The sequence below is a fragment of the Pseudomonas sp. KCJK9000 genome (assembly GCF_046230725.1).
Lineage (GTDB): Bacteria > Pseudomonadota > Gammaproteobacteria > Pseudomonadales > Pseudomonadaceae > Aquipseudomonas > Aquipseudomonas promysalinigenes.
On the sequence record NZ_JBJJLN010000034.1, the window covers coordinates 13,446 to 27,102 of the forward strand.

Sequence of the window (13,657 nt, forward strand, 5' to 3'; positions counted from 1 at the left end):
GAGCGGGTTCACCGGCGAATGCGTTAGTGGCTGCATCGCCCTATTCGCGGGCCAACCCGATCCCGCTCGGTCCAGTGTCCGCCCAAACAACCCAGCTGGAGGCAGCATGTCACTGAGCGTCTTCGACTTGTTCAAGATCGGCATCGGCCCCTCCAGCTCCCACACGGTCGGGCCTATGCGCGCTGCCGCGCGCTTTGTTCAGGGGCTGCGCCGCGATGGCTTGCTGGCCAGCACCGTCAGCGTCAAGGCCGAACTCTACGGCTCGCTTGGCGCCACCGGCAAAGGCCACGGCAGTGACAAGGCGGTATTGCTCGGCCTGCAAGGCGAGCACCCAGATACCGTCGATACTGAAACCATCCCCGCCCGCCTGCAGGCCATCCGCGCCAGCGGTCAGCTCAGCCTGCTGGGTGAGAAGACCATCGCGTTCGACGAGAAGCAGCACCTGGCGATGATCCGCAAACCCCTGGCCTACCACCCCAACGGCATGATTTTCCGAGCCTTCGATGGCGCCGGTCTACAAATTCGCAGCCGCGAGTACTACTCGGTAGGTGGTGGCTTCGTGGTGGATGAGGATGCTGCCGGCCAGGACCGAATCGTCGAAGACAGCACCGTGCTGGCCTATCCATTCACGACCGCCAAAGCTTTGCTCGGCCACTGCATCGCGCACCAGTTGTCGATCAGCCAGGTGATGCTGGCCAACGAGGCCGCCTGGCGCCCTGAAAGCGAAACCCGCAGCGGCCTGCTGCACATTTGGCAGGTGATGCAGGATTGCGTCGAAGCCGGCTACCGTCACGAAGGGGTTCTACCCGGCGGCCTGAAGGTCAAGCGCCGCGCTCCGGCACTGTACCGCCAACTGAGCCGCCACCCGGAAGCCAACCTGCGCGATGCGTTGTCGGTGCTCGACTGGGTCAACCTCTATGCCCTTTCGGTCAACGAGGAAAACGCCTATGGCGGGCGGGTAGTCACCGCGCCGACCAACGGTGCGGCGGGCATCGTGCCGGCAGTGCTGCACTACTACATGCGCTTCGTCCCAGGTGCCAGCGAAGAGGGGGTGGTGCGTTTTCTGCTGACCGCTGCCGCCATCGGCATCCTCTACAAGGAAAACGCCTCGATTTCCGGGGCTGAAGTCGGCTGCCAGGGCGAAGTGGGGGTAGCCTGTTCGATGGCCGCCGGGGCCTTGTGTGAGGTGATGGGCGGCACCGTGCAGCAAGTCGAGAACGCTGCTGAAATCGGCATGGAGCACAACCTTGGGCTGACCTGCGACCCCATTGGCGGGTTGGTACAGGTGCCGTGTATCGAGCGCAATGCCATGGGCTCGGTCAAGGCGATCAACGCGGTGCGCATGGCCCTGCGCGGTGACGGGCAGCACTACGTGTCGCTCGATAAGGTGATTCGTACCATGCGCCAGACCGGCGCCGACATGAAAAGCAAATACAAGGAGACCGCCCGCGGCGGTCTGGCCGTCAACATCATTGAATGTTGACCCGATATACAACCAAGGAGTCATCGATGTCCGAAACACTGCAAAAGACCCCGCTGCACGCCCTGCACCTGGAGCTGGGCGCGCGCATGGTGCCATTCGCCGGCTTCGACATGCCGGTGCAGTACCCGCTGGGGGTGCTCAAGGAGCACCTGCACACCCGCGAACAGGCAGGCCTGTTCGACGTATCGCACATGGGCCAGATCCTGCTGCGCGGCGCAGACGCCGCCAAGGCACTGGAGACTCTGGTGCCGGTAGACATCATCGACCTGCCAGCGGGTATGCAGCGCTATGCGATGTTCACCAACGACCAAGGTGGCATCCTCGACGACCTGATGGTCGCCAACCTGGGCGACGACACCTTGTTCCTGGTGGTCAACGCGGCCTGCAAAGAGCAGGACCTGGCCCACCTGCGCAAGCATATCGGCAACCGTTGTGAAGTGCAGGCGCTGTTCCAGGAGCGAGCCCTGCTCGCACTGCAAGGCCCGGCTGCGGTGAAGGTGCTGGAACGCCTGGTACCCGAGGTTGCTGGCATGACGTTCATGCAGGTGCGCGCAGTGAAACTGCTCGATGAAGACTGTTACGTAAGCCGCTCGGGCTACACCGGGGAGGACGGCTACGAGATTTCAGTGCCTGTCGGCGCCGCCGAGGCATTGGCGCGTCGCCTGCTGGCCGACCCGCAGGTGCAGCCCATCGGGCTGGGGGCACGCGACTCGCTGCGCCTTGAAGCAGGCCTGTGCCTCTATGGCCACGACATGGACACCCAGACCACGCCGATCGAAGCCAGCCTGCTGTGGGCAGTGTCCAAGGTTCGCCGAGCAGACGGCGGCCGTGCCGGTGGTTTCCCCGGCGACGAGGTCATATTTGCCCAGCAGCAAACGGGGGTGGCCCGCAAGCGCGTGGGTCTGTTACCGCAAGAACGCACGCCGGTACGCGAAGGCGCGGAGATTGTTGATGCGTTCGATAATAACGTTGGCAAAGTATGCAGTGGCGGATTTGGCCCGACACTCGGCGCCCCAGTCGCCATGGGCTATATCGATATCGAACACTGTGCATTGGACACTCCACTGTTCGCCTTGGTGCGCGGTAAGAAGATTGCCTTGAAAGTCAGCAAAATGCCTTTCGTTGCACAGCGTTACTACCGTGGTTGAAGACAGGACATAAGGTTCAGTGGCAGGTTGCAGATATTCGATTTCGAACCTGCCCAATAACGTTTGAACAGGGTTGCAGCCCAGGCACTACGGCGTTTTCGGCAAATTTTCGAAGGCCTGGAGAAAGCCCTGTTTTAGACGCGACCCAGGGCTTGTTTTTCTCTCGGGAGTTGGCGTAGAGTCACAACACTGTGTTTGCATGGGTCGCAACAGTTCGTGACCTGGGCCAGTAGCCTAGATTAGCTACAACCCGTTCGACGTCTCTTACTTTCCTGCAACCCAGCCCAGTGCTCTTTGGCGTATATATAACGCAAAAGAAACTGTCATCAATATTTAAGCTTCATAGGAAATAAGACAATGTCCCAGCGTCAGAACGGTACCGTCAAGTGGTTCAATGACGAAAAAGGTTACGGCTTCATCACTCCAGAAAGCGGTCCGGATCTGTTCGTGCACTTCCGCGCCATCGAAGGCAACGGCTTCAAGAGCCTGAAAGAAGGTCAGAAGGTCACTTTCGAAGCAGTTCAAGGCCAGAAAGGCATGCAGGCTGACAAAGTTCAGATTGCCTGAGGCAAACAGCGACTCCCATAAGCCCCTGCGATATGCAGGGGCTTTTTTTTGCCCGTAGAATAGCGGCTTCGTTACTCGGAGCTAATTTGCATGCCCAAGCCCTTGCTCTCTCCCCAGGGTGACTTTCCACCAGTCGGCCTCGGTCGGCGCCTGGCGGCGATGTTCTACGACTTCCTGCTTTGCACGGCACTGCTGATCGTCACCGCCGGTGCCTACAAGATGGTGCAGATGGCCATCATTGGCGAAGCCCGCATGCGCGAGCTGACCGAGGCCGGCGCGCTGGATGGCGACCCGCTGCTCTCGACCCTGCTACTTTTCGCACTGTTCGGCTTCTTTGCCAAATTCTGGACCCACGGTGGTCAGACCTTGGGCATGCAGGTTTGGGGGGTGCGTGTGCAGAACGCCGACGGCAGTGCGATCAGCCTGTGGCAGGCGCTGCTGAGGTTCATGGTGGCCATTGCGTCCTGGCTTTGCCTGGGGCTGGGCTTTATCTGGTCATTGTTCGACAAGCGTCAGCGCAGCTGGCACGACATTTACTCACACACCCAGTTGGTGCGCGTGCCGAAACCGAAAAAGCAGGTGTGAGGCAGCCGACCTTTAGGCTAATGCCATTCAATCAAGGTCGTACGCCCAGCTGTGGGGCCGCGTCGCGGCCCGTGGCGGGAACCCGCAGGGGGTTTTTAGGGGAGACACTGTGGAAGCGGGTTCATCCGCGAAGGGCTGCCAAGCAGCCCCATTGACGTCACTGACCGACTTTGACCCGTAGGCCGGCTCATCTGTCAGTTGTCGCCATCAGCCGGCACGGCGCAACAGCCAGAGACCGGCCACTGCACAGATCCCCGCTGGGATCACCACCGCAAGCAGCGGTGGGAAGCCGAACACTTGGCTCGACGGGCCCAGCAAGTCCTGGCCGATGCGGAATACGAAGCCCACCAGCACACCTGTGAACACGCGCTGGCCGAGGGTCACCGAACGCAGCGGGCCAAAGATGAAAGAAATCGCCATCAGCACCAGCGCTGCGGTGACCATCGGCTGCAGCACCTTGGTCCAGAACGCCAGCCAGTAGCGGGAGTTGTTCAGGCCTTGATCGGACAAGTAATGGATGTAGTCCCAAAGCCCGGTGATCGACAACGATTCAGGCGCCATGATCACGGTATTGAGCAACTGCGGGGTCAGCGACACGTCCCATTGCTCCGAAGGCGCCTTCACCACTTCGGTGTGGTCGCCACGGAAGTAGGTAGTGCTGATGTCGTTCAGGGTCCAGTGATCGCTTTCGAACTGGGCCCGACGGGCAAAGCTCGCCGACTGGATCTTGCGCTCGCTGTCGAAGCGATAGCGCGTCACACCCAGCAGCAAGCCATTGGGCTGCACCGCGTTGATGTGCACGAACTCCTCCCCCTGGCGGTGCCACATGCCATGTTTGGAGCTCTGCGCTTCACCGCCACCCTGCGCCAAGGACCGATCGGCCTGGGCTTTGTTCTCGGTGACCGGAGCGACATATTCACCTACCAGCAGCCCAACCAGCATCAGCACCAGCATGGGCTTCATCACCGCCCAGACGATGCGGCCAATGGAAACGCCCGCCGCGCGCATGATGGTCAGCTCGCTGTTGCTGGCAAGGCTGCCGAGGCCGATCAGGCAGCCGATCAGCCCCGCCATGGGCAGCATGTCGTATAGCCGCCGAGGCGCTGTCAGTAGCACGTATTTGCCAGCGTCGAGCAGGGTGTAGGTGTCGCTCAGGTCGCCCATCTCGTCGATGAAGGCGAACAGCGAGGCCAGGCCAAGGATGATCCCCAGCACCGCCAGAATGGCCAGCAGCACGCTCTGGCCGATGTAACGGTCAAGCTTAGCCACGGGCCACCTCCGCACGACGGGCAGCCATTTTCAGGCGCAGCGGCTCCCAGTACATCAGGCCCAGGCCGATCAGCAGGAACAGCCCATGTACCCACCACAGGCCAAGGCCAATGGGCAACTTGCCCTTTTCCAGAGCGCCACGAACGGAAATCAGCATCGTCAGGTAAGCCATGTACAGAAGAATCGCCGGCAGCAGCTTGAGGAAGCGGCCCTGGCGCGGGTTGACCCTGGCCAGCGGCACCGCCATGAGGGTCACGATGAACACCAGGATCGGAAGCGACAGGCGCCATTGCAGTTCGGCACGTTCGCGTGGGTCGGTCTTGCCGAACAGCTCCAGGGTCGGAATCGCCTCGCGGTCGGTTACCTCTTCAGCCACCTCCGGCTTGGGCAGCAACACCCCATAGGTGTCGTACTTGATGGCGCGGTAGTCAGCCTGGCCCGGATTACCGTCATAGCGGTAGCCATTTTCCAGCACCAGGTAGCGATTGCCGTCGGCCTGCACTTCCTGGTGGCCCTTCTCGGCAACCAGCACCGACGGGGCACGGTCCTTGGTCTTGTCCTGGTTGAAGCGCTTCTCGGAAATGAACACCCCGGCCAGCTTCACGCGGTCGTCAGACAGCTGCTCGGTGTAGGTCACCCGTGAACCGTCGCGCAAAGTCTGGAAGCGGCCCGGTACCAAGGTATCGAACTCGGTCATCGCGTCCTGCTGGGCGATGATCTTTTGTACCTGGGCAACGCCCAAGGGGGACAAGCTCATGCTCAGCCAGGCGACCAGCAGGGCGACCAGTGCAGCCGGCGCCATGGTCAGGGCCAGCAGGCGCTGCTGGCTCATGCCGGTTGCCGACAGCACGGTCATTTCGCTTTCCAGGTAGAGCCTGCCATACGCCAGCAGGATCCCCAGGAACAGGCCCAGCGGCAGAATCAGCTGCAGGAAACCTGGCATGCGAAAGCCCATGATCAGGAACAGCACGCCAGGGTCGAGGATACCCTGGGCGGCCTGGGCCAGGTACTTGATGAAGCGCCCACTCATGATGATCACCAGCAGCACGGCGCTGACGGCGCTCAAGGTCACCAGGACCTCGCGGGACAGATAACGAAAGACGATCAAACCAGACACTCCTGGGTTGTCAGGGGCGGACTGCCAAACATTGGCCTGTGACATCCAGAACCAAAGCCGGTTCGCCTACGGCGAACCTCCATATGAAGTGCGCGCATTATCCTGTGATTGACGGCGCCTGTCACTTGGCCGCGCATCAACAGCCACATCGGGCTTGTCAGCACGCTTGCCCGAGGCTCAAACTGGCAGCTTTTCCACTGGTGCGCGACAACGCGGCCAGGCCCGTCCAGAGCGCGAAAAACCATAGCGCCACCTGCAAAGATCATTCGGGGACCCTGACATGGAACTGGTTGTAAAAAGCGTAGCTGCTGCATCCGTAAAAACCGCCACCCTGGTGGTAGCGGTCGGTGAAGGGCGCAAGCTCGGCACCGTCGCCAAGGCTGTCGACCAAGCTTGTGAAGGCGCCATCAGCGCAGTGCTCAAGCGCGGCGATCTGGCTGGCAAACCTGGCCAGACTCTGCTGCTGCAAGCCTTGCCTGGCCTGAAGGCCGAACGGGTGTTGCTGGTCGGCAGCGGCAAGGACGAAGCACTTGGCGATCGCGCCTGGCGCAAACTGATCAGCAGCGTTGCTGGCGTGCTCAAGGGCCTGAACGGCACCGATGCGGTGCTGGCACTGGATGACATCGCCGTCAGCCACCGCGATGCCCACTACGGCAAGTATCGTCTGCTGGCCGAGACCCTGCTCGACGGCCAATACGTGTTCGACCGTTTCAAAAGTCAGAAAGCCGAGCCGCGTGCCCTCAAGAAAGTCACCCTGCTGGCAGACAAAGCCGGGGTGGCCGAGGTCGAGCGCGCCGTCAAGCATGCCAGTGCCATCGCCACCGGTATGGCGTTCACTCGCGATCTGGGCAACCTGCCGCCGAATCTGTGCCACCCAAGCTACCTGGCCGAGCAGGCCAAAGACCTGGGCAAGGCGCACAAAGGGCTGAAGGTCGAGGTCCTCGACGAGAAAAAGATCAAAGACCTGGGCATGGGCGCGTTCTATGCCGTGGGCCAGGGTAGCGAGCAGCCGCCACGCCTGATCGTACTGAACTACCAGGGCGGCAAAAAGGCCGACAAGCCGTTCGTGCTGGTGGGCAAGGGCATCACCTTCGATACCGGCGGCATCAGCCTCAAGCCCGGTGCCGGCATGGATGAAATGAAATACGACATGTGCGGCGCCGCCAGCGTGTTCGGCACGCTGCGTGCCGTGCTGGAGCTCAAGTTGCCGATCAACCTGGTTTGCCTGCTGGCTTGCGCCGAGAACATGCCAAGCGGCGGCGCCACTCGCCCAGGCGACATCGTCACCACCATGAGTGGTCAAACGGTCGAAATCCTCAACACCGACGCCGAAGGCCGCCTGGTACTGTGCGACACCCTGACCTACGCCGAGCGCTTCAAACCGCAGGCGGTGATCGATATCGCCACCCTGACCGGCGCCTGCATCGTCGCCCTGGGCAGCCACACCTCTGGCCTGATGGGTAACAACGACGAACTGGTCGGTCAACTGCTCGAGGCTGGTAAGCGTGCCGACGACCGCGCCTGGCAGTTGCCGCTGTTCGACGAGTACCAAGAGCAACTGGACAGCCCATTTGCCGACATGGGCAACATCGGTGGCCCGAAAGCCGGCACCATCACCGCAGGCTGCTTCCTGTCGCGCTTCGCCAAGGCCTACAACTGGGCGCACATGGACATCGCCGGCACCGCGTGGATCAGCGGCGGCAAGGACAAAGGCGCTACCGGCCGCCCGGTGCCCCTGCTGACCCAGTATCTGCTGGACCGCGCCGGCGCCTGATGCCGTGAAGCCAGCGGCGCCCCTGACGCCGCTGGCTGGCAGAGCACACCATGAGCAAAGTCGATTTCTACATTCTTCCCACCGACTCGCTGTCGGCGCGGCTCGATTTCGCCTGCAAACTGTGCGAAAAGGCCTGGCGCCTCGGTCACCGGGTCTACCTGCATTGCCAGGACGCCGAGCAGCGTAGCGAGCTGGACCAACGGCTTTGGCAGTTCAAGGGTGAGGCGTTCGTGCCCCATGACTTGGCTGAAACGCACCCGCACACGTCAGTGGCGCTGGGGTTGGCGGACGACGCAGGGGAGCATCGTGACCTGCTGATAAACCTGGGTGCCGATGTACCGGGTTTCGTTGGCCAGTTCGAGCGGGTTGCCGAAATCGTTGTCGAGGACCCAGGCATTCGCCAATCGGCCCGGGAGCGGTTCCGTTTCTACCGTGAACAGGGCTATGCTCTGCAAGACCACCGCTTACAGCGACTTTGACGACGATGGACAAGCCCTCCGCCCTACCCGATTCTGCTCACTTGCTGGATGACCTGGAGTCGATTCGCCAGCTGCTTGGCGATTCTGACCTGCAACCGCCGCTGCTGACCGAAACAGTCGAGCAAATCCCGCTGTTGCTTGATGTGCCCAGCGGACATGCACCACAAGCCTCTGAACAGCCTATGGCAAGCCCACCCCAGGACGACCCGCAGACTCGCCGCCAGGACACTCTGCTGCACCTGGACAGCGAGCTGCGCGCCGCTGCGCAGATGATCATGCAGGACGTGATCAACGACTTCACCCCACACATCGAAAACGAGATCAAACGCCGCCTGGATGCGCGGATCGAGCGCTTGATCAAACGTTCGGAGTGAGCCTGCAAGTGTGCGGTGCCGGTGCCACACACCGCACTGCATGCTTCGCGGGTAAAGCCGATCTCCCAGCTTGGTGCTCACCTTGAGGTATTAGCAGGCCTTGTGGGTTGAGCTAAGCACAAGCCAGGCCCGCCTTGCCAGATAGCAGCAGCTTGTCGCCTGCGGCCCCCAGCTTGGTTATACTTCCCGGCTTTCCCGAATAAATGCACAGGGTCCCGCCGCGCATGGATAAGACCTACCAGCCGCACGCCATCGAAACTTCCTGGTACAACACCTGGGAGTCCGAAAACTATTTCGCTCCACAAGGTGCAGGTGAGTCCTACACCATCATGATCCCGCCACCGAACGTGACGGGCAGCCTGCACATGGGCCACGGCTTCAACAACGCGATCATGGATGCCCTGATCCGTTTCCGCCGCATGCAAGGCCGCGACACCCTGTGGCAGCCTGGTACCGACCACGCCGGTATCGCCACCCAGATGCTGGTTGAACGCCAGCTCGAAGCCAAGGGCCAAAGCCGCCACGACCTGGGCCGTGAAGCCTTCCTGGAGAAAATCTGGGAGTGGAAGGACCAATCAGGTGGCAATATCAGCCGTCAGATCCGTCGCCTGGGCTCGTCCGTGGACTGGAGCCGCGAACGTTTCACCATGGACGACGGCCTGTCCGAGGCGGTGAAGGAAGCCTTCGTGCGCTTGCATGAGGACGGCCTGATCTACCGTGGCAAGCGCCTGGTCAACTGGGACACCAAGCTGCACACGGCCATTTCCGACCTCGAGGTGGAAAACCACGACGAGAAAGGCCACCTGTGGAACCTGCGCTATCCGCTGGCCGACGGCGCCAAGACCGCCGAAGGCAAAGACTACCTGGTGGTTGCCACCACGCGTCCGGAAACGCTGCTGGGTGACGCCGCCGTTGCCGTCAACCCGACTGACGAGCGCTACCAGGCCTTGATCGGCAAATTCGTCGAGCTGCCACTGGTCGGCCGCCGCATCCCGATCATCGCCGACGATTATTGCGATCCCGAGTTCGGCACTGGCTGCGTGAAGATCACCCCAGCGCACGACTTCAACGACTACGAAGTCGGCAAGCGCCACAACCTGCCACTGCTGAACATCTTCGACAAGAACGCACTGGTGCTGTCCGCCGCGCAGGCCTTCAACCTCGACGGCAGCGTCAACGAGCAGATCGAAACCGGCCTACCTGCCCAGTACGCAGGCTTGGACCGCTTCGTCGCCCGCAAGCAGATCGTCGCCGATCTCGATGCCCAAGGCCTGCTGGTCAGTATCGATGACCACGCCCTCAAAGTGCCAAAGGGCGACCGTTCCGGCACGGTCATCGAGCCTTGGCTGACCGACCAGTGGTACGTTTCTACCAAGCCTTTGGCAGAGCCTGCCATCGAAGCCGTGGAAGATGGCCGTATCCAGTTCGTGCCAAAGCAATACGAAAACATGTACTTCTCTTGGATGCGCGATATTCAGGATTGGTGCATCAGCCGCCAGCTGTGGTGGGGCCACCGCATTCCGGCCTGGTACGACGAAGCTGGCCAGGTCTACGTCGGGCGCAACGAAGAAGAAGTGCGTGCCAAGCACAAGCTGGGCAGCGATGTGAAGCTGCGCCAGGACGACGACGTGCTCGACACCTGGTTCAGCTCGGGCCTGTGGACCTTCTCCACCCTGGGCTGGCCGGAGCAGACCGAGTTCCTGAAGAAATTCCACTCCACCGATGTGCTGGTGACCGGCTTCGACATCATCTTCTTCTGGGTTGCGCGCATGATCATGCTGACCATGCACCTGATCAAGAACGAAGACGGCACCCCGCAGGTACCGTTCAAGACCGTGTACGTACACGGCCTGGTGCGCGATGGCCAAGGCCAGAAGATGTCCAAGTCCAAGGGTAACGTGCTCGACCCGCTGGACATCGTCGACGGCATCACCCTCGATGCCCTGCTGGAAAAACGCACCAGCGGCATGATGCAGCCCAAGCTTGCCGAGAAGATCGCCAAGCAGACCAAAGCGGAATTCCCGGAAGGTATCGCCAGCTACGGCACTGACGCCCTGCGCTTCACCTTCTGCTCGCTGGCCTCCACCGGCCGCGACATCAAGTTCGACATGGGCCGCGTCGAAGGCTATCGCAACTTCTGCAACAAAATCTGGAACGCCGCCCGCTACGTACTGGACAAGGGCGAGGACTGCGGGCAGAACGGCGAAGCCTACGAGCTTTCGCTGGCAGACCGCTGGATCATCTCGCAACTGCAACGTACCGAAGCCGAAGTCACCCGCCAGCTGGAGCAGTTCCGCTTCGACCTGGCCAGCCAGGCGCTGTACGAGTTCATCTGGAACCAGTACTGCGACTGGTACCTTGAGCTGTCCAAGCCGGTGCTGTGGGACGAGAACGCTCCGGTCGAGCGCGCCCGTGGCACCCGCCGCACCCTGGTGCGAGTGCTGGAAGTGGCGCTGCGCCTGGCGCACCCATTCATGCCGTTCATTACCGAAGAAATCTGGCAGCGCATTGCGCCGCTGGCTGGTATCGAAGGCAAGACCATCATGCTGCAGCCATGGCCAGTGGCCAATGAAAGCCGCATCGATGGGGCTGCCGAAGGCGATATCGAATGGCTCAAAGAACTGATGGTCGGCCTGCGCAACATCCGCGCCGAGATGAACATCGGCCCCGGCAAACCGCTGCCGCTGTTCCTGAAGAACGCCAATGCTGACGACCAGCGTCGCCTGCAGGAAAACGAAGCGTTGCTCAAGAAGCTGGCCAAAGTCGAATCGTTCACGGTACTGGGCGATGCCGACGAGGCCCCGCTGTCGGCCACTGCCCTGGTCGGCGACCTGCAGGTACTGGTACCGATGGCCGGGCTGATCGACAAGGACGCCGAGCTGGCTCGCCTCAACAAGGAGATCCAGCGCTTGCAAGGTGAGGTTCAGCGCGTGGGCGGCAAGCTGTCCAACGCCGCATTCGTCGACAAGGCACCGCCTGCGGTAATCGAGAAGGAGCGCGCCAAGCTGGCTGAGTCCGAGCAAGCCCTGGCCAACTTCACCGAGCAGCATGCGCGCATTGCAGCGCTTTAATCTCTAGAGAGACCGATGGGCCCGCTTTGTGGCCCTTTCGCGACACAAGGCCGCTCCACAGAACGGCGCCGACTCTAAAGGCGCTACTGTTCTGCTGGAGCGGCCTTGTGCCGCGAAGGGGCTGCCCAGCAGCCCCAGGCTCCATAGCCACCGCTCGTATAGGGCTGGACACTGTCATGACTTCGAACAAACCCACCCTGCACCCGCGCAACCGCCATCAGGGCCGCTACGACTTTCCCAGCTTGATCAAGGCCCACCCAGACCTGGCCCGCTTCACCATCACCAACCCCCACGGCAAACCCAGCATCGACTTCGCCAACCCAGAGGCGGTGCGTGTGTTCAACCGAGCCTTACTCAAGGCGCAGTATGGCATCCAGTATTGGGATATCCCTGCCGATTACCTGTGCCCGCCCATCCCAGGGCGTGCCGACTACCTGCATGTGGCCGCAGACCTGTTGGCCGCAGACAACGCCGGCGAAGTGCCGAGGGGCCCTCAGGTCAAGGCATTGGACATTGGCGTGGGCGCTAACTGCATCTATCCATTGCTAGGCCATAGCGACTACCGCTGGCGCTTCCTGGGCTCGGACATCGACCCGGTTGCGCTGGGCTCGGCCAAGGCCATCGTTCAAGCCAACGGTTTGAGCAAAGCCATCAGCCTGCGCCAGCAAGCCAACCGCAAATGCATTCTCACCGGCCTGCTGAAAACCGAAGAGCGCTTCGACCTGACCCTGTGCAACCCACCCTTCCATGCTTCGCGCGAGGAGGCTACCCGCGGCAGCCAGCGCAAGTGGAAGAACCTGGGCAAGCAAGACCCCAAGCGCAAGTTGCCAGTGCTCAATTTCGGCGGGCAGAACAACGAACTGTGGTGCGAAGGCGGCGAGATCCGCTTCGTTACCCAACTGGTGGAGGAAAGCCAGCAATACGCGCAACAGGTGCTGTGGTTCACCAGCCTGGTGTCCAAAGCCAGTAACCTGCCAGGTATCGAAGCGGCGCTCGAAAAGGCCGAGGCCAAGGCCGTACGCATTACCGAGATGGGCCAGGGGCAAAAGCAGAGCCGTATGGTCGCCTGGAGCTTCCTCGACGATGCCGCGCGCCAAGCCTGGCATGCCCGGCGTAAATCGCAGGCATGAAAAAACCGCGCCTGGGCAACCCGGGCGCGGTTGTAATCAACGCATCGACAATTACTTGTTGATGGCGTCGCTCAGGCCTTTGGCTGGAACGAACTTCACAACTTTCTTGGCAGCGATTTCGATGGCAGCGCCGGTCGAAGGGTTGCGACCGGTGCGGGCAGGACGCTCGGAGACTTTCAGTTTGCCGATACCTGGCAGAGTGATTTCGGCGCCGTTTTCCAGTTGGTCGGCAACGATCTGGCCCAGTTGCTCCAGTGCGTTACGCGCGGTGGTCTTTGGCGCGTCGATAGCTTCAGCGATATCGGCAATCAGTTGGTCTTTGGTCAATGCCATGGTGATGTTCCTTCCCTATCAAATTCAGTGGTTATGCAGCGTTCGACGACGTTATCGGGCCAGCCCCTGAACTGTGGAGGGCCGCGCCAATCGCGCATGTAGATGCGTAATCCGGCGTTTGGTTCGACACCGCGTGAGCACGCTGCCAGCAATGCGCCACACGGGGTGCGCAAGACCGCGCAAAGCTAACACAGGAATGGATAAATATCCGCTACCGGCCTCGATTTAGTGCAGGTTTTTCGGGGGTTTTGGCCGAAAAGCTACAAATCTGAACAAAAAACGAACAACCGACATTTCAGCCAACATCCGGCCACAGCACCACCTGTG

At 61.4% G+C, this 13,657-nt stretch carries 12 protein-coding genes; 9 read left to right on the forward strand and 3 right to left on the reverse strand.

All coding sequences use genetic code 11. The features are described 5' to 3' along the window. Positions 1-106 precede the first annotated feature (106 nt). The 4 genes from ACK59H_RS15530 to ACK59H_RS15545 all read left to right on the forward strand — a co-directional run bounded on the left by ACK59H_RS15530 (position 107) and on the right by ACK59H_RS15545 (position 3,783). Positions 107-1,483, forward strand: a complete 1,377-nt coding sequence (locus ACK59H_RS15530) for an L-serine ammonia-lyase (protein ID WP_060478732.1) — start codon at positions 107-109, stop codon at positions 1,481-1,483. A 26-nt stretch (positions 1,484-1,509) separates the two neighbouring features. Beyond that, a complete protein-coding gene (gcvT, locus tag ACK59H_RS15535; RefSeq protein WP_060478733.1) occupies positions 1,510-2,631 on the forward strand; it encodes a glycine cleavage system aminomethyltransferase GcvT in 1,122 nt (373 codons plus the stop codon). A gap of 357 nt (positions 2,632-2,988) precedes the next feature. Next, the gene (locus ACK59H_RS15540) at positions 2,989-3,198 is read left to right on the forward strand and encodes a cold-shock protein (protein ID WP_060478734.1); all 210 of its coding nucleotides are present in this window, start codon (positions 2,989-2,991) and stop codon (positions 3,196-3,198) included. 90 nt (positions 3,199-3,288) lie between these two features. Next, a complete protein-coding gene (locus tag ACK59H_RS15545) occupies positions 3,289-3,783 on the forward strand; it encodes an RDD family protein (protein ID WP_060478735.1) in 495 nt (164 codons plus the stop codon). 207 nt (positions 3,784-3,990) lie between these two features. Here ACK59H_RS15545 and lptG read toward each other — a convergent pair whose 3' ends face one another. Both lptG and lptF read right to left on the reverse strand, forming a co-directional pair. Further along, entirely contained in the window at positions 3,991-5,052 is a 1,062-nt protein-coding gene (gene lptG, locus ACK59H_RS15550) for an LPS export ABC transporter permease LptG (RefSeq protein WP_060478736.1), read from the reverse strand. Further along, complete coding sequence (lptF, locus tag ACK59H_RS15555; protein ID WP_060478781.1) at positions 5,045-6,160, reverse strand: LPS export ABC transporter permease LptF; 1,116 nt, start codon at positions 6,158-6,160, stop codon at positions 5,045-5,047. The genes lptG and lptF overlap by 8 nt, the downstream gene beginning before the upstream one ends. A gap of 289 nt (positions 6,161-6,449) precedes the next feature. On the opposite strand from lptF, the gene ACK59H_RS15560 reads away from it, so the two are divergent. The 5 genes from ACK59H_RS15560 (at position 6,450) to rlmF (ending at position 12,997) form a co-directional block, all read left to right on the forward strand. Beyond that, a complete protein-coding gene (locus ACK59H_RS15560) occupies positions 6,450-7,943 on the forward strand; it encodes a leucyl aminopeptidase (protein WP_060478737.1) in 1,494 nt (497 codons plus the stop codon). A gap of 50 nt (positions 7,944-7,993) precedes the next feature. After that, on the forward strand, positions 7,994-8,422 hold the full coding sequence (locus ACK59H_RS15565; RefSeq protein WP_060478738.1) for a DNA polymerase III subunit chi: 429 nt from the start codon (positions 7,994-7,996) through the stop codon (positions 8,420-8,422). A 5-nt stretch (positions 8,423-8,427) separates the two neighbouring features. Beyond that, on the forward strand, positions 8,428-8,796 hold the full coding sequence (locus tag ACK59H_RS15570) for a hypothetical protein (protein ID WP_060478739.1): 369 nt from the start codon (positions 8,428-8,430) through the stop codon (positions 8,794-8,796). 224 nt (positions 8,797-9,020) lie between these two features. Then, the gene (locus tag ACK59H_RS15575; protein WP_409264617.1) at positions 9,021-11,867 is read left to right on the forward strand and encodes a valine--tRNA ligase; all 2,847 of its coding nucleotides are present in this window, start codon (positions 9,021-9,023) and stop codon (positions 11,865-11,867) included. Between the two features lie 176 nt (positions 11,868-12,043). Continuing rightward, positions 12,044-12,997, forward strand: coding sequence for a 23S rRNA (adenine(1618)-N(6))-methyltransferase RlmF (gene rlmF, locus ACK59H_RS15580; RefSeq protein WP_060478741.1), 954 nt, complete (start codon positions 12,044-12,046; stop codon positions 12,995-12,997). A 51-nt stretch (positions 12,998-13,048) separates the two neighbouring features. On the opposite strand, the gene ACK59H_RS15585 is transcribed toward rlmF, so the two are convergent. Then, the gene (locus tag ACK59H_RS15585; RefSeq protein ID WP_060478742.1) at positions 13,049-13,330 is read right to left on the reverse strand and encodes an HU family DNA-binding protein; all 282 of its coding nucleotides are present in this window, start codon (positions 13,328-13,330) and stop codon (positions 13,049-13,051) included. Between the last annotated feature and the right edge of the window lie 327 nt (positions 13,331-13,657).